This window comes from Bradyrhizobium sp. SZCCHNPS1003 (assembly GCF_032381555.1).
GTDB lineage: Bacteria > Pseudomonadota > Alphaproteobacteria > Rhizobiales > Xanthobacteraceae > Bradyrhizobium.
In genome coordinates, this window is sequence record NZ_JAUHIU010000011.1 from 186004 (window position 1) to 207273 (window position 21270).

Below are 21270 nucleotides of genomic sequence, written 5' to 3' on the forward strand. Positions count from 1 at the left end.
CTCCGTGTCGTGGGCCCCGCGAGAGAGCCGCGAGACCGGAACCATCATGCACTGCCGGCGGCGAGGTCGCGCCGGTTGAAGAACCGTATATCGATATTGCGGCCTTCGGGAGGGGGCGAGGCGAGCCGCGACTTGAACGTCGTGCGCTCGCCGGGCTTGAGCGCGGTCTGATCGAGCAGCGCGTTCCAGGCGTAGATCTCGGCGCCCTGCGCGTCACGGACGCTGAACCGAAGCCGCGGCAGGTCGACCGATTTCCTCGTCAAGCTGACGATCGTCCCCTCGATCACCAGCACCGGCTTGCCGTCGACGGTTTCGGTCGCCACCTTCAGGTCCTTGAAGTTCAGGCCGCGCAGGTTCACCTCGAGCCCGACCAGCTTGTAGAACGACGCCGTCTGCGGCAGCAGCCTGACGACGTCGGCGCGCCACACCACCAGCGCAATCGTGAGCGCCGCCATGGCGGCCGTCAGCACCGGCAGGTTCAACAGCCTATTGCCTGGGAAATCCGGCAACGTCGGGCGCCTGATGAGCTTGCGGAGACCGGCGAGGCGCGAAGCCCCGCCCTGCGCCGGCTGCTTGGCATCGGCTGTGTCGTCGTCGGGCTCGGCGAGGGCATCCTCGGGCCAGCCGGCAGCCAGCGGCGGACTTTCCACATCGGGCGTCCGTTCGTCGTCGTCTTCCTGGCGGGCGAGGGCTTCCCACTCGTCGGCGGCGTCACGGGGCGCGGCCGCCGCGCCGGCCTCCGCCATGGCGGGCATGGGGGCGGGCGCCTCGACCGCATCCTCCGGTCGCGCCAGCCAGACCTCTTTGCAACGGGAACAGCGTACGCTGCGGCCAGCCATACCCAAGGTTGCCAAGTCGATGGCATAAGATGTCGTACAATGAGGGCAAACGATGAACATCGCGCCTGTTCTCCAACGGCCATTGCCGCTTTGTTTCCGACAGTTCGTGCTACAAGGACCGCCATGTCGACGAACTTCGGAACTCAATCGCGCCAATGGTACACGGCGACCGTTAACGAACCGGAAACCATAACGGGCGCTCAATCGGGCCATCGTACCGCTGAGCTTGGAGCGTGCGGGTCTGCCGCGCACGCGGTCGAACGGAGCTGACGCTTTGGTTCGGTTCGAAAATGTTGGGCTGCGCTATGGATTGGGGCCGGAGATTCTCCGCGACCTCAGTTTCCAGATTCCTGCCCATTCCTTCCAGTTTCTCACCGGCCCGTCGGGCGCCGGCAAGACCTCGCTGCTGAAGCTGCTGTTCCTGTCGCTGCGGCCGACCCGCGGTCTGGTCAATCTGTTCGGCTACGACATCTCGCTGCTCAGCAAGGAAGAGATCGCCGATCTGCGCAAGCGCATCGGCATCGTGCTGCAGGACTTCCGGCTGCTCGACCACATGACGACCTATGAGAACGTGGCGTTGCCGTTTCGCGTCATGGGCCGCGACGAGTCGAGCTATCGCAAGGAGGTCATCGACCTCCTGAAATGGGTCGGCCTCGGCGAGCGCATGGATGCGCTGCCACCGATCCTGTCGGGTGGTGAGAAGCAGCGCGCGGCGATCGCGCGTGCCGTGATCTCGCGGCCGCAGCTGCTGCTCGCGGACGAGCCGACCGGCAACGTCGATCCGACGCTCGGCCGCCGCCTGCTGCGGCTGTTCATCGAACTGAACCGCTCGGGCACGGCGGTGATCATCGCAACCCATGACATCACGCTGATGGACCAATACGAGGCCCGCCGGCTGGTGCTGCATCAGGGACGATTGCACATCTATGAGTAGCGTAGACGATCGCGGTCTCCTGGTCGATCTCGGCGACGACCGCCCGCAACTGCCGGCGCAGGCCCGCATCGTGTCGCCGATCGTGCCGCGCGCCTCGATCGCGGGCCGTGCGCTGGTCGCCGTGGTGGCGATCATGACCTTCCTGGCCTCGATCACGACCGGCGGCGTGCTGCTGGTCAGCGAGTCCGCGGCCGAGTGGCAGTCGGAGGTGGCGAGCGAGATCACGGTTCAGGTTCGCCCCAAGACCGGCCGGGATCTCGAGCGCGACATTGCCCTGGTGACGGAGGCGATGCGGGCGCAGTCCGGAATCGTGGAGGTCCGGCCATTCACGAAGGAGGAATCGAGCAAGCTGCTGGAGCCGTGGCTCGGCAGCGGCTTGTCGTTCGATGAGCTTCCGGTGCCCCGCGTCATCATCGCACGCGTCCAGCCCGGCACCAGCTTCGATCTCAACGCCCTGCGCGCCCGCGTGATCCAGGTTGCGCCGACCGCCAGCGTGGATGACCACCGCGCCTGGATCGAGCGCATGCGCTCGATGACCGGTGCAACCCTGTTTGCAGGCTTCGGCATTCTCGTGCTGGTGATCGCGGCCACCATCATCTCGGTGTCGTTCGCGACCCGCGGCGCGATGGCCGCGAACCGGCCGATCGTCGAGGTGCTGCATTTCGTCGGCGCCGGTGACCGCTACATCGCCAATCACTTCCTGCGGCACTTTTTGCAGCTCGGACTGGAGGGGGGCGTGATCGGCGGCGGCCTTGCGATGCTCGGATTCGGGTTCTCGGAGTCGATCGCCAATTGGTTCTCCGGCACCCCCGTCGGCGATCAGTTTGCGGCATTGCTCGGGACGTTCTCGCTGCGCCCGCTCGGCTATGTTGCGATCGCGCTGCAGGCCATCGTGATCGCCGCGGTGACCGGCTGGGCCGCACGCCGGACCCTGTTCACGACGCTGGCGAGCATCGACTGATGGCGGCTTCTATCCCCAGCCGTCTCGTTGCGGATTTCACTTGGCCCGAAAACCGCCTAAAATCGTCTGCGCCGGGGTGAGGCAGGACGGGGTGAGCTGGGTCACGAACACGGCGGAGGTTGCGCGCCAGGATCGGCGGCGAGCGAACGTGATCGGGAGGCCGGCGAAACCTGCCTGCGTTCCCGGACTTGAACGACGGGATCGCGCGACGGCATGGCGCCGCGCGCAGGCAGGCAAGGACAAGCCAGGCGTTGCATGGAGCCGGAGACCGACCATAGCAGGCGAAAGCTGCCGCTCACCGTGGCGGTGTGGCGGACCCTCGCGGGCGCCGTGGCGACGCTCGGGCTCGGCTTCTTCGTCGCCGCGGTCGGTTTCGTCGGCTTCCTCTCGCAATTGCGCGGTGCCGAGATCCAGCCCGAGCGCAAGGCGGACGGAATCGTGGTCCTGACCGGCGGCTCGTCGCGCGTGTCGGACGCGGTGGAACTCCTAGCGGGAGGCTATGGCCGGCGGCTGCTGATCTCCGGCGTGCACCCGACCAACGAGGCCAGCAACATCACCAGGTCGCTGCCCGAGGCGCGATCATTCATCAACTGCTGCGTCGATCTGGATTATTCGGCGATCAACACCCGCAGCAACGCCGCGCAGACGCGGCGGTGGGCCAGCGAGCGCGGCTTCAAGTCGCTGATCGTGGTGACGTCGAACTATCACATGCCGCGGGCCATCGCCGAACTGTCGCATGCGATGCCGAGCATGGATCTCATTCCGTACGCCGTCGTCGGCGAGAAATGGCGTGACGAGCCGTGGTGGACCAGCGCGCCGACGCTGCGACTTCTGCTGTCCGAATATGCCAAATTTGTCGCCGCCGAGATGCGGCTGCGGCTGGCCGATCTCGGCCTCGATCTCGCGCCCGAGGTCGATCCGCCAACCGGCTCGGTGGCGCGCCGACCGACGACGGCGCAAGCCAATTGAACTGGGTTTCTGATGGTCTCGATCTTCCTGCGTTCGCTGCTGTTCAACATCCTGTTCTACCCGAACTTCGTGCTCTGGGCGCTGATCGCGTTGCCGACCCTGGCGATGCCCCGCAAGGCGCTGCTGCGCGTCGCCAATTGGTGGGCGCAGAGCAACATCGTGTTGATGCGCGTCGTCTGCAACATCCGCGTCGAATATCGCGGCGTCGAAAAGATCCCGAAGGGGCCGCTTATCGTCGCCGCCAAGCATCAGTCGATGTGGGAGACGATCTCGCTGCTGCATTTCTTCGATGCGCCGTTCTTCGTTCTCAAACGCGAGCTGCTGCGGATTCCCTTGTTCGGACAATATCTGGTCAAGGCGGACATGATCGCGATCGACCGCAGCTCCGGCGCCCGCGCGTTGAAGCAGGTGATGCGGCGGGCGGCGGAGGAGGTGAAGCACGGCCGTCAGTTTGTGATTTTTCCGGAAGGCACGCGGCGCCCGGCGGGCGCACCGCCGGACTACAAGGGCGGGGTCGGCTTGATCTATACGGATTGCGGCGTGCCGTGCCTGCCGGTGGCGCTGAACTCAGGGCTGTTCTGGCCGCGTCGCACATTCCTGCGCTATCCGGGCACGCTTGTGGTGGAGTTTCTTGATCCGCTGCCGCCGGGCCTGCCACGCGATGAATTCATGCAGCGGATCCAAAGCGTGATCGAGGAGGCCACCAATCGGCTGGTCGCCGCAGGGCAGGCCGAGCAGGCCCGGCTGTTCGGCCGCATAGCGGCGGCGGTGAAAGCTTGACGCGTGCTATGGCGGCGCACCTTCCGGCGCAGGATGCAGCGAGTGGCCGTCATCGTGCAGCATCGTTGCGAGCCGATGCAACTGCGTGTCGCGAAGGCCCTGCGCCTCGATCGCCTTCACGGTCGAGATCACGTAGTCGCGATTGGCGCCGGACTGGCCGTGACCCTGACGCACATGGCGCAACTGTTCCTGCGGCGACAACCGGCCGGCATATTGCACATGGCCGCGATCGACCACGTAGACCAGCGCGCTCACCCGCTCGCGGGCGTCGTTCTCCAGCCATACCGAGCGCGTCACTTCGCGATACACCGAGGTCACCTGCTCACGCGCCCGCAAATACGCGATGGTCTCGTCGCGCTTGTCTCCTGCCACCCGAAACGCAATGCCGCGACACGCGCCGCCGCGATCGAGACCGAGCACGAGGCCGGGCTTCTCCGGCGTTCCGCGGTGGACGAACGAATACACACAGAGCGCGCGATGCTCGCCGATCAACCGCGCCGGCACCTGCTCGAGAAAGGCGAATCCGGGTCGCCACATCAGCGAGCCGTAGCCGAAGACCCAGAGGTCGCCGTGGGGAAGGTCGCGTTCGGAGAGGGTCATTGCGGACATCAATGCGGAGGCCTAAGTGTGGTGCTCGCGAATTGTTAATCTAGATACACAATCCGTGATCGCCGAATTGCCAAAATTGCTGCCCAAAGGGTGTCCTGCATGTCTCGTTTGCCGCAACCGCCGCGCAGGCGCTCTCGCTGGGGGCTTTTCATAGCTCCCGTCCTGCTCCTGATCGCCGCCGTCGCGTGGAGCGCATTCTGGTTCTTCGCCGCTTCGCAAGTGGATGTCCAGGCCGACGCCTGGCGTGCGCGCGAAGCGAAGTCCGGCCGCGTCTTCGATTGCGCGAACCGCTCGGTCGCCGGCTTTCCGTTCCGGCTCGAGGTCCGCTGTACGGATCCGAACGTAGCCCTGTTTTCGCAGGCCGCCGGCACGCCCTTGATGAACGCCAAGCTCGACGAGATTCTCGTCGTCGCACAGGTGTGGGACCCGAAGCGGGTCATCGCGGAATTCAAGGGACCCGCTGTCATCACCGACGGTCGAGGGCCCGCTTCGTTCGCTGTCAACTGGCGCGTCGGTGAGGCCAGTGTCCGCGGCCTGCCAGGGTCGCCGCAGCGCGCCGACCTCGTGTTCGAACAACCGACCATCGACCGCATCGAGGGCAACACTGCCGTGCCCGCCGCGCGCGCCGATCATGCCGAATTGCACGGCCGTGTTGCCGAGGGCTCGCCGTCCGACCATCCGGTGCTGGAGACCGCGTTGCAGATCGCGAACGGCAGCATCCAAGGCAGCCATCCTCTGCTTGCTGAACCGTTCAATACCGACATCCAGGCCCGCGTCACGGGGCTCAAGGACTTCCGTCCCAAACCCTGGCCGGAGCGGTTTCGCGAGATCCAGGCGGCGGGCGGTCATGTCGAGATCGTCCAGTCGCGCATCCAGCAGGGCGAGCTGCTGGCCGTCGCGTCGGGCACGCTCAGCCTGACCGCCAATGGCGGCATCGATGGCGAAGTGCAGATGACGGTCGCGGGGATCGAAAAGGTCATCCCGGCGCTCGGTCTCGACAAGATGCTCGAAAACGGCGTGCCGCAGGGGACGCTCGATCGCGTGGCGCCCGGTGTGAAGTCGCAGGACGTCAACAACCTGCTCGGTGCGCTCGACCGCGCGATTCCCGGCCTCGGCAAGGTCGTCAAGCAGAACGCCAGTGTCGGCGTCGCGCTCGGTATCAATGCGCTCGGCAAGGAGGCCACCCTCGAAGGGCGCAAGGCGCGGACCTTCCCGTTGCGCTTCTCCGATGGCGTCGTCGTGCTCGGTCCGTTCAAGGTCGCCCGCGTCCCGCCGCTGTTCTGAAGCCTTCAGGGCTTCTTCAACTGCGGCAGCGGCCGGCCGAAGTCCGGCGCCGCCGAATCCTGGCCGATGTCGACGATGCCGCGGCGGATCGCGCGGGTGCGGGTGAAGTGATCGAACAGCGCATCGCCGTCGCCGCGGCGGATCGCCCGCGTCAGCTTGGAGAGGTCCTCGGTGAAGGTGCCGAGCATGTCGAGCACGGCATCCTTGTTGCTCAGGAAGATGTCGCGCCACATCGTCGGGTCGGAGGCGGCGATGCGGGTGAAATCGCGAAAGCCGCCGGCGGAGAACTTGATCACCTCGGACTCGGTCACCTGCGCCAGCTCGTCGGCGGTGCCGACGATGGTGTATGCGATCAGATGCGGCAGATGGCTGGTGATCGCGAGCACGCGGTCATGATGATCCGGCGTCATGATCTCGACCTTGGCGCCAAGCGCGGCCCAGAACGCGCGGAGACGATCGATCGCGTCGGCATCTACACCGTCGGGTGGCGTCAGGATGCACCAGCGGTTGATGAACAGCTCGGCGAAGCCAGAGTCCGGTCCCGAATTCTCGGTGCCGGCGACCGGATGGGCCGGTACGAAATGAACATGCGCCGGCAGGTGCGGCGCCATGTCGCGAACGATGGCGCCCTTCACGGAGCCGACGTCGGAGACGATGGCGCCGGGCTTCAGATGCGGCGCGATCTCTTCGGCCACGGGACCGCACGCGCCGACGGGAATGCAGAGGATGACGAGGTCGGCATCCTTGACCGCCTCGGCATTGCTCGCAACGACGCGGTCGACGATGCCGAGCTCGGTCACGCGGGCGCGGGTCTTGTCCGAACGCGCCGTGGTGACGATTTCGCCGGCCATGCCTTGCAGCCGCGCCGCGCGCGCGATCGAGCCGCCGATCAGGCCGAAGCCGATCAGCGCGATGCGTTCGAACCGTCCCGCGACGCTCACTTCGTCCTCATGAATTCGCTGAGAGCCTCGACGACCAGACGATTGGCCTCCTCGGTGCCGATCGTCATGCGCAGCGCATTCGGCAACTTGTAGTTGGCGAGCGCGCGCAGCACGAGGCCGCGCCGGGTCAGGAATTCGTCGGCCTCGACCGCGGTGCGGCCCTTGTCGGTCGGGAAGTGGATCAGGATGAAGTTGGTGACGCTCGGCGTCACTTTCAGCCCGAGCTTGCCGATCTCCTCGGTGAGCCAGTTGCGCCAGGTCTCGGTGTGTGCCTTCGACATCTGCTGATGCGCGGTGTCCTCGATCGCGGCGACCGCAGCGAGCATCGCGGGCGAGGAGACGTTGAACGGCCCGCGGATGCGGTTGATGGCATCGACGATGTGCGCCGGGCCGAACATCCAGCCGACGCGGAGCGCTGCGAGGCCGTGGATCTTGGAAAAGGTGTGGGTGACGACGGTGTTCTCGGTCGTGGCGACCAGCTCGATCCCGAACTCATAATCGTTGCGCGAGACGTAGTCGGCATAGGCGGCGTCGAGCACCAGCACGACATGCGAGGGAAGGCCGGCGCGCAGCCGCTTGACCTCGTCGAACGGGATGTAGGTGCCGGTCGGGTTGTTCGGGTTGGCGAGCCAGACCAGCTTGGTGCGCGGCGTCACCGCGCTGAGGATCGCATCGACGTCGGTCCGATATTCCGTCTCCGCGGCAACCACGTTCTTGGCGCCGCAGGCCATGGTCGCGATCGGATAGACCAGGAAGCCGTGCGCGGTGGAGATCGCCTCGTCGCCTTGCCCGAGAAAGGTGTGTGCCAGCAGATTCAGGATCTCGTCGGAGCCGGCGCCGCAGACGATGCGGCCGGGATCGAGGCCATAGGTGCGGCCGATCGCCTCGCGCAGCACCCGCGAGGTGCCTTCCGGATAATCCTCCAGATGCGTGGCCGCGCTCTTGAAGGCGTCGATCGCCTTGGGTGAAGGACCGAACGGAGTCTCGTTCGCCGACAGCTTGAACACCTTGCGGCCCGGCTCGGGCTTCGGGCTCTTGCCCGGCGTGTAGGGCGCAATCTCGAGGATGCCGGGATTCGGCACGGGGCGGTTCATCGTCAACTCCGGAAAATCATCACTGGCGCGGGGCGTCTCAGCTGGGAACCGTATAGCGTTTCGCATGGCCGCCGACGAGGGCCGTCGAGCGGACCGAGGCGCCCGCCGCGATCAGGGCAGCCTTGATCTTGTCGAGGTTCGACGGCGACTCGATCGACACCAACAGCGCCGCGCCGTCGAAGGCGGTATCGGGCACCGCGATGACGTCGGCGAGCGGCGACAGCGCGCGGGACACCTGCGCATTCCAGCCGGAGACGCGGATGCTCCAGGTCTCGACCTCCAGCACCAGCGCGTCGTCCGCGACGCGCGAGATCGCGAACACCGGCAGCGCCGCCGGATGGTCGGCCCGCTCGATGAACGGCATCCGCGCGATGATCTTCGGCGCGCCCGCGGGCTCCAGCGTGATCCACCACGGCGTATGCCCCGAGGTCGTCGACACCAGCGCGAGATCGCCCTTCGAGCGCGCCACGGCTTCGACGGCGGCCTGGGCGCTGAAATGGGCGACATAAGGCACCACGAAGCCGAAATGGAACCTGGCGGAATCGCGCATCGCGGATTCGCCGACCGACACGTCGGCGTGAACCGAGAACGGCGCCTGCACGTAAGTGAACGTCGAGACGATCACGCGCCAGATGCCCTCGACGGTGTCGAGCGGCAGGATGCCGCGATGGCGCTGCACCAGGCGCCGCATCATGTCGGCCTCGCGCGCCGGACGGAACGCCGAGCCGACCTCCTGGGTCTTCTTGACCTTGATCAGCCGGTCGATGATGTCGGCCCTGTTCATCAGCAGCTGATGGACCTGCTCGTCGATCGCGTCGATCTCCTTGCGCAAATCGGCGAGCGAGGGAGGGGCTGGCGGCGGGGTCGACATGGGCAGGGTCACTCTTCGCAGGCCGCGGGTCAACGCGCGGCGGACTGGAACGGATGCCGTTCTCTCCGATGCGGGGGACGTGCGCAACAGCAAGTTTACCTCGTGCTGCCTAGGCTTGGCTGACCTGCAGCCATGGAGCGCCCGATCGGCGGTCAACCCGAGCTTGCCTTGACGAGGAGCGCCCGCGGGACTAGTTTCTGCCCGTTCCGTGGTCATTTGAGCCGGCCGGCTTGCAGCCACGTTAAAAAACTCGCTAAACAGGCCGGGGACGTTATCGATCCCGGCCGAACCCCAGTTCAGGCCGGGTTTTTCATGGCCTGATGTGTCACGTGGTTCGGGAGCCCTTGCCGGATGGCCGGGGTGAGAGACATGACAGGCCTGACGCCGAAACCCACCTCCGCGCTGCGCACGATTGCGCCCGAAGAGCGCTCGCACGAGGTCGATCATCCGAGCTCGCTGGTCGCGCAGTTCGGTGCCGACAAGCCGCTCAGGCTCGATTGCGGCGTCGACCTGTCGCCGTTCCAGATCGCCTACCAGACCTATGGCGAGCTCAACGCCGACAAGTCGAACGCGGTCCTGGTCTGCCACGCGCTGACCGGCGACCAGCACGTCGTCAACCGTCATCCGGTCACCGGCAAGCCGGGCTGGTGGGAGACGCTGGTCGGCCCCGGCCGTCCGCTCGATCCCAGCCGCTATTTCATCATCTGCTCGAACGTGATTGGCGGCTGCATGGGCTCGACCGGCCCGGCCTCGCTGAACCCTGCGACCGGCAAGGTCTGGGGGCTCGATTTCCCGATCATCACCATCCCCGACATGGTGCGGGCGCAGGCGATGCTGATCGACCATCTCGGCATCGACACGCTGTTCGCCGTGGTCGGCGGATCGATGGGCGGCATGCAGGCGCTGCAATGGACGGTGGCCTATCCGCAGCGCGTGTTCGCCACGCTCGCGATCGCCTGTGCCACGCGGCACTCGGCGCAGAACATCGCCTTCCACGAGCTCGGCCGCCAGGCCGTCATGGCCGATCCCGACTGGGACCACGGCCGCTACGGCGACAAGGGCGTTCATCCGCATCGCGGCCTCGCGGTGGCACGGATGGCCGCGCATATCACCTATCTGTCGGACGCGGCGCTGCATCGCAAGTTCGGCCGCCGCATGCAGGACCGCGAGTTGCCGACGTTCTCGTTCGACGCCGATTTCCAGGTCGAGAGCTATCTGCGCTATCAGGGCTCGTCCTTCGTCGAGCGCTTCGATGCCAACTCCTATCTCTATCTGACGCGCGCGATGGACTATTTCGACATCGCCGGCGACCACGATGGCGTGCTGGCGGCGGCGTTCCGCGGCATCAAGACGCGCTTTTGCGTGGTGTCCTTCACCAGCGACTGGCTGTTTCCGACTTCGGAGTCGCGGGCGCTGGTGCATGCGCTCAACGCGTCCAGCGCGCGCGTGTCGTTTGCCGAGATCGAGACCGACAGGGGGCACGACGCGTTCCTGCTCGACGTCCCCGAGTTCTTCGAGATCGCCAGCGCTTTTCTCGATTCCGCCGGCAAGGCGCGCGGCCTCAAGGTCGCGACGGGAGGCTGAGACATGAGCATGCAGGGTGTGCTGCCGCTGAACGGATTCTCCGGCGGCGAGGTGCTGGCCTATCGGCCCGATCATCTCCTGATCGCCGGCATGGTCGAGAGCGGCTCCAAGGTGCTCGACATCGGCTGCGGCGACGGTGACCTGCTGCAGCTGCTCGAGAGCCGCGGCATCGACGGCCGCGGCATCGAGCTGTCGCGCGAGGGCGTCAACCATTGTGTCGCCAAGGGCCTCGCGGTGGTGCAGGGCGATGCTGACACCGATCTCGTCGATTATCCCGACGATGCGTTCGACTACGTGGTCCTGTCGCAGACCCTGCAAGCGACGCGGCGGCCCAAGACGGTGCTGGAAAATCTCCTGCGCATCGGCCGCCGTGCCATCGTCACCTTCCCGAATTTCGGCTTCTGGCGGCTGCGGCTGCAGCTGCTGGTCGGCGGCCACATGCCGCGCACCGACAATCTGCCTTTCACCTGGTACGACACGCCGAACATCCATTTCTGCACCATCAAGGACTTCGTGCAGCTCTGCGACGAGATCGGCGTCAAGATGGAGCGCGCCGTCGCACTTGATAGTTACGGCCGCCCCTTGCGTGTCGCCATGCCCTGGTGGTTCTGGAACATGTTCGGCGAGCAGGGGGTGTTTCTTCTGAGCAGGGCGGAGAAGGGGCGGTAGGGGGACGGGGGGCGACCGCAGCCCCGGGGCCTCGTTGAAGTTTGTGGCCCGCTCTCTCCGCCGTCATGGCCGGGCTTGTCCCGGCCATCCACGTCTTGCAGTATGGCGAGATGGCGGGCGGCTACGTGTACTTCATGACTAATCGTCCCAACGGTGCGCTCTATGTCGGCGTGACCAGCGATCTCGTGCGCCGTGTCTTTCAGCATCGATCCGGCTTGGTTGATGGCTTCACCAGGCGGTATGGCTTGAAGCGATTGGTGTACTTTGAAGTCTTCGACGATCAGAGCGCGATCCAACGGGAGCACAACATCAAGCATTGGTCGCGCGCCTGGAAGGTTGGACTGATCATTGCGAGCAATCCCGACTGGGACGATCTCTACGATAGGATCACAGCTTGAGGCGTGCACGAGGACGGACGTGGATGGCCGGGACAAGCCCGGCCATGACGAGCTTGGGGTGGCGGGATTTCACTTTTCAAAGAGCCGATGGCGGTTGAGACAAGGCTGCGCGTCCCCGCGGCGCATCTGCGCCCGAGCTATGCGTCATGCATCGCCTCCGATAGCGAAGAGGCGCAGGGAAGGCCGGATGCTGGCCGCACCCATGGCCCGCCTGCGGAAAAAATGCAGGCGGCAGGAACCACAGGTACGAGCCGGAACACCCGGCCTTCCCTGCGCGATGGTTGAACGGCTGCTTCGCATTCTCCTCGGTGCGCCGGGCTTTTTGGCCACCGTGTCGCGCAATGCGCTTGCGCGCATCGCGCTGGATACCAGCATCGGGGTATCAGGACCGCGCGACTTGACCGTGCGTGCCGGAATTGCTCGTCCGCGCGAGGAAGCCCCACGCGCAATCCGACACGCCCACCGCATCCCACCTCAGCGTTCGTGACGACCGCGATACGCCCCTCTTGCAGTGAGGCGGGACGGGCGGAAATCTGCGCTTGATTTGGCCGACGACGCAAGCCGCGATCGTGCGACAAACTAACACGACGGGCAGTCCGTGCATGAGGCTCATGCGCAAACTGCCCGTCGTGCAACGTCTGATGCCGTTCCTACGGCTTGCCCCGTGATCTACAGCAAGCCGACCTTGTGCATGATGTCGCGGATCTGCGCCGGACTGGGATCACCGACCGCAGGGCTGGACCACTCGCTGGTCGTCGTTGCCGGACCCCTGGCAACCGAACCGGCTCCGTTGAGCTTGCCATTGGGGGCCTGCGGCACCAGCGTCGGAGACGTCGCGCCGCTCTGCGCCTCGCCGCGCGCCAGTCCCAGCAGGCGACGGAGAACGTCGAGCGAGGGATCGGCCGTGGGCGCGGAGGCCACGCCCGCTTCCAGGCCGAGTGCGCGCATCGCGTTCGGCAGTCCGGCTCCCGAACGGTTGGGATCGCCGAACTGCAGCGGCGTCGATGTCTCCTTCAGGATCTGGAACAGCCGCTCGACACGCCGCGCGTCGCGCGTCGCGAACTGGCCCTTGAAGTCGGGATGATGCGCCAGCACGAGCGCGGCGAGACCGGTGACGTGCGGCGTCGCCATCGAGGTGCCATCCCAGGCGCCGAAGCCATCCGCCGGCAGCGAGGACACGATGCCGACGCCCGGCGCGCAGACGTCGATCTCCGGCCCGAAGCAACTGAACTTCGCCGGAAAATATCCGTCGGCGCTCCGGAAGCCGTCCAACCCCTGCTGGGCGTGGAAGCTGTCCTCGGGAAACTCGCCCCATTTGCCCATCGCGGCGACCGCCAGGCAATGCGGCGTCGAGCCCGGAAACTGGACCGGCCCCGACGAGTTTCCTGCGGCGACGATACAGGCGAGGCCCATCTGCTTGGCCCGCAAGATCCGCTCCTCGATGATCTGCGACGGCTCGCCGCCGCCCAGACTCATGTTGGCGACGTCGATGCCATTCTCCATGCAGTAGTCGAGCGCCGAGACGAGATCGCTGAACCGGCCGCCCGGGAAGATCCGGCAGACATGGATTTCGGCCGCCGGAGCGAAGCCGCGAATGCCTCCGCCGGAGCCGATCGGTCCGCCGGCGATGATCCCGGCGCAATGCGAGCCGTGACCGATGGTATCGACGGTCCAACTCGCGGGATCATTGCCGACGATGCTCTTGCCGATCGTGACGCTGTGCAGATTGCGATGCGTCGGCGCGGCGCCGGAATCGATCACCGCAATCTTCACTCCCGCGCCGTTATAGGCGAGGGGCAGGCGATCGAGGCCCATCGCGCGCTGGCCCCAACCCAGCAATTGCTGGCCGGGAAATCCGCGCAGATAGGCGCCGAGGGTCTTCGCGGCGATGCGGTTCACGCTGTCGGGGGTCAGTTGCGGACGATCGAGCCAGAAGGTCCAGTAATCGACCCGCGGCTTGATCAGGATCGAGCGGATGGTGTCGGGCGTCTCGCCCTGAATCTTGAGCGTGACGCGGCCGCTGGCGTCGGTGACGCCCTGAACCGGCCACACGCTGCCGAACACGTATACTTCCACCTCCTGCAGCGGGCCGCTCTCGCCGACCACTTCGATCGTCGTCGAGAACCCGTCGGCCAAGGGAATGAGAACGCCGGGATTGGGAAGCTGATGCGGCGCCGGCACCTGGGGGACGGTCGGATCGAGCATGTAGGTGAGCGGCGCATCGCGCTCGACCGCGAGCCGTGCTCCGGCCTGGGCCTTCAGCAATTCGGCCTTGTCGGGCGCCATGCGGGCCAGCACCATCGGGCCGAGCGGTGCTTGTCCTGGGTCGGCGCTCTGAAATCCGAGCAGGCGCGGCGGCTGAATTGTCTTCACCACGTCGATGTCGGGGCTGTTTGTCAGTTGCTGGACGATGAAGTCGGCGCTGAAGGTCCCAAGCCCCATCTGCTGGCGCGGTGCCAGGATGTACTGCGCCCGCCGTTGCGAGATCGTTGCGCCGGGTTGACCCGTTGCTGGCGCCGCCGTGCCGCCGTCGCTGCGGCTGGTCCCTTGTGCGGCTGGGGCTGATGCGGCGGTCACCCGTGCTGCGGCCTGCGGTGCGGCAGCGGCCTCGGCTGACGGCTGCGCCGCTCCGGGTTGTGCTCCGGTGCCGTTGACGGCCGTGCCGGCCGCATCCTTCTGATCCGAGATTTCAGGCTTGCTTCGTGCGGCCATTTGCGGGCTCCTTCATCCTCGCTCGTGACATCGTCGGGAGGCGCCGCTGAAGTCAGCCGGCGCCAAAGGGTTTCAGCGGAGCGTTCGGCTCCACCACGATCGTGCTGAAAGTCGATCGGAGGCGATCGGCCTGGCTCTTCGTCATCGACAGGATGACGACGTCGGGTGCGACCTGACCGACGCGTTTCACGCTGGGCTCGCGGCTCAAGTGATCAGCGAGCTGGCCGGACTTGACCGGCTCGCCTTGCACGATGAATTCCTGTTCTGAGTTCGGATCCGCCATGCGTCGTTCCCTCCATGTCAGGTCGGCGGTGGGCGGACTTTTCGTGCGCCCACCGCTTCACTCTCTTGGACCCGCGTTGCGATATCGCGGGTCGTTGCTTCCAATCGGTCGTCCTAGTGCATCGTGCCGGCGGGCTGGCCGGTGCTGAAGATGCCGAGCGTGTGCCCGATGTTGAGGCCGGTCTGCGCGCCCTGGCCGATCTTCTTGAGCACGCTCCAGAAGCCCTGCAGCTCCATGTCGGTCGGCTGCGCCGCGGCCTGCTGGCCCGGCTGGCCGGCGCTGAAGATGCCGAGATTGTGGCCGACGTCGAGGCCGGTCTGGACGCCCTGTCCGATCTTCTTGAGCACGCTCCAGAAGCTCTGCAGCTCCATGTCGGTGGGCTGCGCGGCCGCCGCCTGCTGGCCCGGCTGGCCGGCGCTGAAGATGCCGAGATTGTGCCCGACGTCGAGGCCGGTCTGGACGCCCTGGCCGATCTTCTTGAGCACGCTCCAGAAGCTCTGCAGCTCCACGTCGGTCGGCTGCGCCGCCGCAGCGGCTTGCGGACCGGTGCTGAAGATGCCGAGGTTGTGGCCGACATCGAGGCCGGTCTGGACGCCCTGACCGATCTTCTTGAGCACGCTCCAGAAGCCCTGCAGCTCCATGTCGGTCGGCTGTGCCGCGGCGGTGGCGGCTTGCGGACCGACGCTGAAGATGCCGAGGTTGTGGCCGACGTTGAGGCCGGTCTGGACGCCCTGACCGATCTTCTTGAGCACGCTCCAGAAGCCCTGCAGCTCCATGTCGGTCGGCTGTGCCGCGGCGGTGGCGGCTTGCGGACCGACGCTGAAGATGCCGAGGTTGTGGCCGACGTTGAGGCCGGTCTGGACGCCCTGACCGATCTTCTTGAGCACGCTCCAGAAGCCCTGCAGCTCCATGTCGGTCGGCTGTGCCGCGGCGGTGGCGGCTTGCGGACCGACGCTGAAGATGCCGAGGTTGTGGCCGACGTTGAGGCCGGTCTGGGCGCCCTGTCCGATCTTCTTGAGCACGCTCCAGAAGCCCTGCAGCTCCATGTCGGTCGGCTGCGCCGCGGCGGCGGCCTGCGGATCGGTGCTGAAGATGCCGAGGTTGTGGCCGACATTGAGGCCGGTCTGGACGCCCTGTCCGATCTTCTTGAGCACGCTCCAGAAGCCCTGCAACTCCATCTCCGACGGCTGCTCGGTGCCGGGGCCGACGGAGAACGGCGCGAACCCGCCCGCGATTCCGCCGATGGCGCCGCCGAAGTCCCGGCCGGTCTTGCCGCCGATCAGGCGTCCGATCGCTTGTCCGGCGAACCTGCCGAGAACGGAGCCGAAGATCCCTTCGGGATTCAGTTGACCAAAGTCCTCAGTCGATTGCTGCATGCCACTCATGTTGAGCCTCCTCGCTCGTTATCTGACCTCTGAGCGACGCGCCGCTTGACCTCATCAGGAGTAGTTGCTGCGCGACGTCGATCGAGGGCGATGTTGCGCGTGTGGCCGTGATGCAAGTGTCAAGCGGGGCGTGAAAGTGCCGTCAAAATCGATCATGTGAGGCACGCATGGAGCAAGGGTCGCGCGGATCGTCAGACGCGAAGCATGCGCCTGATTTCGCGTTGCAGGGTTTCGGTTTCGCTCTCCGGCGTGGCACCGACCTGCTTGCGCAGGACGGTGCGGCAGAAGTCATATTGACGCAGGGCGTCGGCGCGGCGACCCTGCTGTGCGTAGCAGCGCATCAGGGTGCGGTGGACGTCCTCCTGCAGCGGATCGGCGGCCAGCACGCGCAACGAGAATGTCTTGGCGATCTCCACATGTTCGGGGCCGCCGACGTCCAGCAGGCCCGCGATGGCCCGTATCGCTCGCGTCTTCAGTCGTTGACGCTCGGCGGAGAGCCATGCCTCGAACGCGCAGGACGTCGAGCTGATGCCGTCGAGCAACTCGCCCCGGAACAGCGCGGCGGCGCGCGCCATGGTTTCCAGATCGCCGAGCTGCAGCAGCAGCTCGAACTCCTGCACGTCGGTGCTGACGGCGTTCGGATGGATGCGGATGTCGTCCCGTTCCGCCGAAATGACGTCGGCGCATTGCGGCAGCACCCGGCGCAGCGTCAACAGGGCCTGGCGAAGGTTTGCGCGCGCGTTGTCGCCGAAGCGGCCTTCCCACAGGAGTGCGGCAAGCTTGCTGCGTGAAATGCCGTGCGGAGAGGTAAGGGCGAGATAGCCCAGGAGTGTTGCAGCCTTGCGGCTTGGGATGACGACCTGCTCGCCGGAGACGCTTTTGATTTCAAGACCGCCAAAGAGATTGATACGCAGCAGACTCATTGTCTCTCTCCTCTGAATGGCGACTCGCTGCGATCGGCGTCAGCCTGCAGAAGTCGAGCTTCTCGTGCGATGAGAATGAGCGGCTGCAGCCGGATCAGGTCTGCACAGTCGTCGCCGAAGGGCGAGCCGCCACGCTGTCGTTGTCATCGTCGAAATGAGATCGGCAATGCAGTTAAGTCTGTCCGAGCAACGTTCGGTTCAATCTTGGATTGTATGACGAAGCGACACCGGGCCGGCTGGGCTTGCAGTATGCACTCCATCGGGTCCAGTCTGCGCGCAGCCGGAACCGCACGCTGTGAGCTACGGCACACTCGAGGACGGACACGCGCGTTGCGGTATCCTCTGGCCATGGTGATGAAGCACGGGATTGTTCCGATGAGATCGTTCCGCAAGGAACTTTGGTTCCAGACACCGGGCCGTCGCGCCTTCATCAACATCACGGATGATGTCGAGGCGGCGCTGAAGGAGAGCGGGGTGCGCGAGGGACTCGTGCTGGTCAACGCCATGCACATCACCGCGTCGGTCTTCATCAATGACGACGAGAGCGGGCTGCATTTCGACTACGAGCAATGGCTGGAGGAGCTGGCGCCGCACGAGCCGGTGGCGGGCTATCGCCACAACCGGACCGGCGAGGACAATGCCGACGCCCACATGAAGCGCCAGATCATGGGCCGCGAGGTCGTGGTCGCGATCACCGGCGGCAAGCTCGATTTCGGTCCGTGGGAGCAGATCTTCTACGGCGAGTTCGATGGCGGGCGGCGCAAGCGCGTGCTGATCAAGATCATCGGCGAGTAGGCGAGTCCGTCGCGACATTGGCAGGGCTTGCTCGAACAGGCCGTCATTGCGAGGAGCGCAAGCGACGAAGCAATCCAGGGCCACGACGGTAGCTTGTCTGCGTAGCCCTGGATCGCTTCGCTGGCGCTCGCGATGACGGAGGAGGTAGCAATAGCCTCAGCTGTCATGCCCGCGCAGGCTGGCATCCAGCACACCGTGGCCTCTCGGGCGATCCCACTGCCATCTCGCAACACTGGATCGCGGCGCCGCGCGCGCTTGGCCTGATCGTCACGGCAGAGTCCGATTCATGCTGGAAGTGATCGTCGCTGGAATGGGCAAAGCCGGCTCGAAGCAGCCTGGTCCGCTGCGCGTGTCGAGCAAAGCGGCAACGCTTCGGCTGCGCAACTATCCCGCCATCGACCGCGGATCCCGCGGCCCCCATCGCCCGGCCTCGACCAGCGCGATGAAGCGCTCGACCGACGCGTTGAACAGCGCCGGCTCCTCCAGATTCAACACATGGCCGGACTTCGGGAAGAACGTCAGCCCCGATGCCGGCAGGTGCTGCTTGAGGAACAGGCTCGGCGCGATGCAGGCGTCGTCCTCGTCGCCGCAGATGATGAGGGCCGGCGTCGGCACGCCGCGGATGGCGTCCGTCATGGTGTAGATCGAGGGACGGCCCCCCTGGAAGCCGCGCATCGTGTTGGCTGAGCCGCGCGCGTCATGGCGGGCGAGGGCGGCGTAGAAGTCGGCGTGGCCGCGCGGGTCCTTGACCAGGAAGGGAATGCGGCCGGGCGCCTCGCGCGTCACCTTGGCGGTCTCGGCTGAGCCCAGGGTCTCGAACTGCTCGGCGGTCGCGCGGCACTGGGCGCGGAAAGCGTCGAGCAGCGTGAGGTCGGAGCCTGAGCCGACCCCGGCCAGCACCATCGAGCGGATGCGCCCGGGCGCGTTCAGCGCCACCTGCAGCGAGGAATAGGAGCCCATCGACAGGCCAACGAAATGGGCGCTGGCGATGCCGAGATGGTCCAGCACCGCCAGCGCGTCGGTGTAGAAGCGCACGTAGCTGTAGACGTCGGGCGCGGCCGGCACGTCCGAGGGCGTGTAGCCGCGCGCGGCGTAGGCGATGCAGCGGTGGCGCCGCGCGAAGTAGCGCAACTGCGGCTCCCAATTGGTGTGGTCGGCGGCGAACTCGTGCAGGAAGATGAGCGGCGTGCCGGCGCCGACCTCTTCGAAATAGAGGCGAACGCCGTCTTTCGTCGTTGCGTGGGGCATCGTCAGCTCCTCCCGTGTCACGTGCTGCATGATGACGAGTCGCGCGACACGCGACAATGGTCGGGCCATCGCCTTGTTTTCGCCGCGACATAGACTCGGAATCACCCTCTCGTCGCCAGTCTTTCGCCGTCGATGGTCATGGTTTCGTCACACCGCAACATTTTACGGACCGCCGCTGGCGGCTTGCAGAGGGGCCGCGCTGAGGGACCAGGGGGTGCCAAGTCAGGTACTGGGGGAAGTAACAGAAGGATTGAGTATGGTTGTGTCTACCCTTCGCCGGTCGCTTCACATCGTTGCGTTGACCATGTGCTCGGCAGTCGTCGCCGTCACCGCAACACCGGCTTCGGCCCGTCCGCATCACGGCTCCGGGCATCATGCCCACCGCAGCCACGGCGGCCATCACTACGCGAGGCATCATCACCACTGGCGCTCCGTCGCCCGGCTGTCGCGCTGGGAGCGCGGCGTGGCGCGGGTGGAGGTGAGCGGCATTGCCGACGCGCAGGCCAGCGTCATGATGCCGGGCACGGCGTCCGACGGCATGGCGTCGTCCGGCGGCTTCGGCGGCGGCAGCAGCGTCGTCTCCGCGGCGCGCAGCTTCATCGGCAGCGGCAATCCGACCGGCCGGCGCAGCCTGTGGTGCGCCCGTTTCATGAACATGGTGCTGGAGCGGACCGGCCATCGCGGCACCGGCTCCGACATGGCGCGCTCGTTCGCGAGCTATGGCCAGCGCGTCTCCGGCCCGCAGGTCGGCGCGATCGCGGTCATGAGCCGCCGTGGCGGCGGACATGTCGGCGTGGTCTCGGGCGTCGATGCCCAGGGCAACCCGATCGTTATCTCCGGCAACAACGGCAACCGCGTGCGCGAGACCGCGGTGTCGCGCGGCCGGGTGTATGCGTATGTGATGCCGAACTAACCAATCTCGAACGATGAATCGAGCCGTCGAGGCTCGCTCGGTGTGCGCCTCCCCCGCTTGCGGGGGAGGTCGCATCGCATCGAAGATGCGATGGGGGAAGTCTCTCCACACGAAGATTTTCGGGTGAGGCGCCCCCACCCCGGCCCTCCCCCCCCCGCACGCGGGAGAGGGGGCGCGTCGCCGATGCGGCCAGCGCTCGAACTACACCAGCCGCGGCTGCTCCACGGCGAGTTCGTCGCCAACGGCGATATCACCGGCTTCGATCACCTCGGCATAGATGCCGCATTCATTGTTGCCGCGCCGGGTCATCAGCGCGGGCGGGATGTCGAGGTCGCGGGCGGCGGTGTCCGGGTCGACGTTGACCGCGGCGCAGCGGGTGGTGGTCTTCACGACCTTGAGCCGCGCCGAGCCGATGCGCAGCGTCTCGCCCATGAGCGAGGTCTCGTGCCAGGCCGGCCAGCCGGTGACGTAGACGTTGGCGCGGAAGCGCAGCGGGTGCACGGGAGCGCCGACCAAAGTCTCGATCTCCGCGATGGAGGCGAGGTTGATGATCGAGACCACCTTGCGCGCCAGATCCGTAAAGGCGTAACCACCGCCTGACAGCAGCTTTGGCGGCCCGCGCAGCTCGGCGGCGAACTCGCCTGCGAAGAAGCGCTCGATCGCCGCGCGGCCGTCGGCGCTCTCGAGATCGCCTTGGGCGACGATCGCGCCGTCCTTGCGGATGGTGAGGATGTTGGTCGCGTCGTCGAAGATGGTCTTGAAGCCGGCGAGGCGCTCGTTGCGCATCAGCATGAGATACGCCGTCTTCGGCCGCCAGACCGGAGCGTCCGGATCGAACCCGCTGGGGCCGTTCTCCAAGGCGTAGCGGCGGTCGGCCGGCAAGGTCTGGCCGATCCGCAAAGGTGCCGTCTGCAATGGTTCCGGGGTAAGGCCCTTGACCGGATAGCGGTACAGGCCGGCGATGCGCGCGGGAGGGGTCTGGCTCATGCCGCCTCATAGGAGATTCCCATGGCCGCGGCCAGGGCACACGAATTTGTGAAACGGCCTCTTCCGTTTTTGGCCCGCCTTCCCACATTTC

The 21270-nt window shown here is 66.3% G+C and carries 21 protein-coding genes and 1 riboswitch; of the genes, 10 read left to right on the plus strand and 11 right to left on the minus strand.

The window, feature by feature from the left end:
• Positions 1-44 precede the first annotated feature (44 nt).
• On the minus strand, positions 45-899 hold the full coding sequence (locus QX126_RS19790) for an MJ0042-type zinc finger domain-containing protein (RefSeq protein WP_315783202.1): 855 nt from the start codon (positions 897-899) through the stop codon (positions 45-47).
• 214 nt (positions 900-1113) lie between these two features.
• On the opposite strand from QX126_RS19790, the gene ftsE reads away from it, so the two are divergent.
• The 4 genes from ftsE (at position 1114) to QX126_RS19810 (ending at position 4483) form a co-directional block, all read left to right on the plus strand.
• Positions 1114-1773 (plus strand): cell division ATP-binding protein FtsE, encoded by a 660-nt coding sequence (gene ftsE, locus QX126_RS19795; protein WP_006615648.1) that lies wholly within the window; start codon positions 1114-1116, stop codon positions 1771-1773.
• A complete protein-coding gene (locus QX126_RS19800) occupies positions 1766-2734 on the plus strand; it encodes an ABC transporter permease (RefSeq protein ID WP_315783082.1) in 969 nt (322 codons plus the stop codon). The genes ftsE and QX126_RS19800 overlap by 8 nt, the downstream gene beginning before the upstream one ends.
• Positions 2735-2989: 255 nt before the next feature.
• Positions 2990-3703 carry a YdcF family protein gene (locus QX126_RS19805; RefSeq protein WP_315783084.1) on the plus strand — a complete coding sequence of 238 codons (714 nt, stop codon included), beginning with the start codon at positions 2990-2992 and terminating at the stop codon, positions 3701-3703.
• A 12-nt stretch (positions 3704-3715) separates the two neighbouring features.
• Positions 3716-4483 (plus strand): lysophospholipid acyltransferase family protein, encoded by a 768-nt coding sequence (locus QX126_RS19810; protein WP_315755963.1) that lies wholly within the window; start codon positions 3716-3718, stop codon positions 4481-4483.
• Between the two features lie 6 nt (positions 4484-4489).
• Here the strand turns inward: QX126_RS19810 and QX126_RS19815 are convergent, their stop codons facing one another.
• The gene (locus QX126_RS19815; RefSeq protein WP_409998895.1) at positions 4490-5092 is read right to left on the minus strand and encodes a gamma-glutamylcyclotransferase; all 603 of its coding nucleotides are present in this window, start codon (positions 5090-5092) and stop codon (positions 4490-4492) included.
• A 99-nt stretch (positions 5093-5191) separates the two neighbouring features.
• Here QX126_RS19815 and QX126_RS19820 point away from each other — a divergent pair, with 99 nt between their 5' ends.
• Positions 5192-6376 carry a DUF2125 domain-containing protein gene (locus QX126_RS19820; RefSeq protein WP_315783086.1) on the plus strand — a complete coding sequence of 395 codons (1185 nt, stop codon included), beginning with the start codon at positions 5192-5194 and terminating at the stop codon, positions 6374-6376.
• Between the two features lie 5 nt (positions 6377-6381).
• Here the strand turns inward: QX126_RS19820 and QX126_RS19825 are convergent, their stop codons facing one another.
• From QX126_RS19825 to QX126_RS19835, 3 genes are read right to left on the minus strand one after another with little or no spacing between them, the layout of a single operon-like run.
• Positions 6382-7317 (minus strand): prephenate/arogenate dehydrogenase family protein, encoded by a 936-nt coding sequence (locus QX126_RS19825; protein ID WP_315783088.1) that lies wholly within the window; start codon positions 7315-7317, stop codon positions 6382-6384.
• Positions 7314-8411 carry a histidinol-phosphate transaminase gene (gene hisC / locus QX126_RS19830; RefSeq protein ID WP_315783090.1) on the minus strand — a complete coding sequence of 366 codons (1098 nt, stop codon included), beginning with the start codon at positions 8409-8411 and terminating at the stop codon, positions 7314-7316. Before hisC ends, QX126_RS19825 begins: the two co-directional genes overlap by 4 nt.
• Positions 8412-8448: 37 nt before the next feature.
• Positions 8449-9282, minus strand: coding sequence for a chorismate mutase (locus QX126_RS19835; protein ID WP_315736239.1), 834 nt, complete (start codon positions 9280-9282; stop codon positions 8449-8451).
• Between the two features lie 198 nt (positions 9283-9480).
• Positions 9481-9560: riboswitch (SAM riboswitch) on the plus strand.
• Between the two features lie 91 nt (positions 9561-9651).
• Between QX126_RS19835 and QX126_RS19840 the strand changes: the two genes are divergently transcribed.
• The 3 genes from QX126_RS19840 (at position 9652) to QX126_RS19850 (ending at position 11933) form a co-directional block, all read left to right on the plus strand.
• Positions 9652-10866: a homoserine O-acetyltransferase gene (locus QX126_RS19840; protein ID WP_315783092.1), complete on the plus strand. Its 1215-nt coding sequence runs from the start codon at positions 9652-9654 to the stop codon at positions 10864-10866.
• A gap of 3 nt (positions 10867-10869) precedes the next feature.
• Positions 10870-11535: a methionine biosynthesis protein MetW gene (metW, locus tag QX126_RS19845; RefSeq protein ID WP_315736241.1), complete on the plus strand. Its 666-nt coding sequence runs from the start codon at positions 10870-10872 to the stop codon at positions 11533-11535.
• Positions 11536-11600: 65 nt separating this feature from the next.
• Complete coding sequence (locus QX126_RS19850) at positions 11601-11933, plus strand: GIY-YIG nuclease family protein (RefSeq protein ID WP_315783094.1); 333 nt, start codon at positions 11601-11603, stop codon at positions 11931-11933.
• 669 nt (positions 11934-12602) lie between these two features.
• Here the strand turns inward: QX126_RS19850 and QX126_RS19855 are convergent.
• The 4 genes from QX126_RS19855 to QX126_RS19870 form a co-directional block, all read right to left on the minus strand.
• The gene (locus tag QX126_RS19855) at positions 12603-14645 is read right to left on the minus strand and encodes a S8 family serine peptidase (protein WP_315783096.1); all 2043 of its coding nucleotides are present in this window, start codon (positions 14643-14645) and stop codon (positions 12603-12605) included.
• A 52-nt stretch (positions 14646-14697) separates the two neighbouring features.
• Positions 14698-14928 carry a hypothetical protein gene (locus QX126_RS19860; protein ID WP_315736244.1) on the minus strand — a complete coding sequence of 77 codons (231 nt, stop codon included), beginning with the start codon at positions 14926-14928 and terminating at the stop codon, positions 14698-14700.
• Positions 14929-15041: 113 nt separating this feature from the next.
• Positions 15042-16313, minus strand: a complete 1272-nt coding sequence (locus tag QX126_RS19865) for a hypothetical protein (protein WP_315783097.1) — start codon at positions 16311-16313, stop codon at positions 15042-15044.
• Between the two features lie 191 nt (positions 16314-16504).
• Positions 16505-17236: a BTAD domain-containing putative transcriptional regulator gene (locus tag QX126_RS19870; protein ID WP_315783098.1), complete on the minus strand. Its 732-nt coding sequence runs from the start codon at positions 17234-17236 to the stop codon at positions 16505-16507.
• A gap of 375 nt (positions 17237-17611) precedes the next feature.
• On the opposite strand from QX126_RS19870, the gene QX126_RS19875 reads away from it, so the two are divergent.
• Positions 17612-18031: a secondary thiamine-phosphate synthase enzyme YjbQ gene (locus QX126_RS19875; protein ID WP_315783100.1), complete on the plus strand. Its 420-nt coding sequence runs from the start codon at positions 17612-17614 to the stop codon at positions 18029-18031.
• 384 nt (positions 18032-18415) lie between these two features.
• On the opposite strand, the gene QX126_RS19880 is transcribed toward QX126_RS19875, so the two are convergent.
• The gene (locus QX126_RS19880) at positions 18416-19279 is read right to left on the minus strand and encodes an alpha/beta hydrolase (protein ID WP_315783103.1); all 864 of its coding nucleotides are present in this window, start codon (positions 19277-19279) and stop codon (positions 18416-18418) included.
• 256 nt (positions 19280-19535) lie between these two features.
• On the opposite strand from QX126_RS19880, the gene QX126_RS19885 reads away from it, so the two are divergent.
• Positions 19536-20192, plus strand: coding sequence for a TIGR02594 family protein (locus QX126_RS19885; protein WP_409999112.1), 657 nt, complete (start codon positions 19536-19538; stop codon positions 20190-20192).
• A gap of 201 nt (positions 20193-20393) precedes the next feature.
• On the opposite strand, the gene QX126_RS19890 is transcribed toward QX126_RS19885, so the two are convergent.
• A complete protein-coding gene (locus QX126_RS19890; protein WP_315755976.1) occupies positions 20394-21179 on the minus strand; it encodes an MOSC domain-containing protein in 786 nt (261 codons plus the stop codon).
• Between the last annotated feature and the right edge of the window lie 91 nt (positions 21180-21270).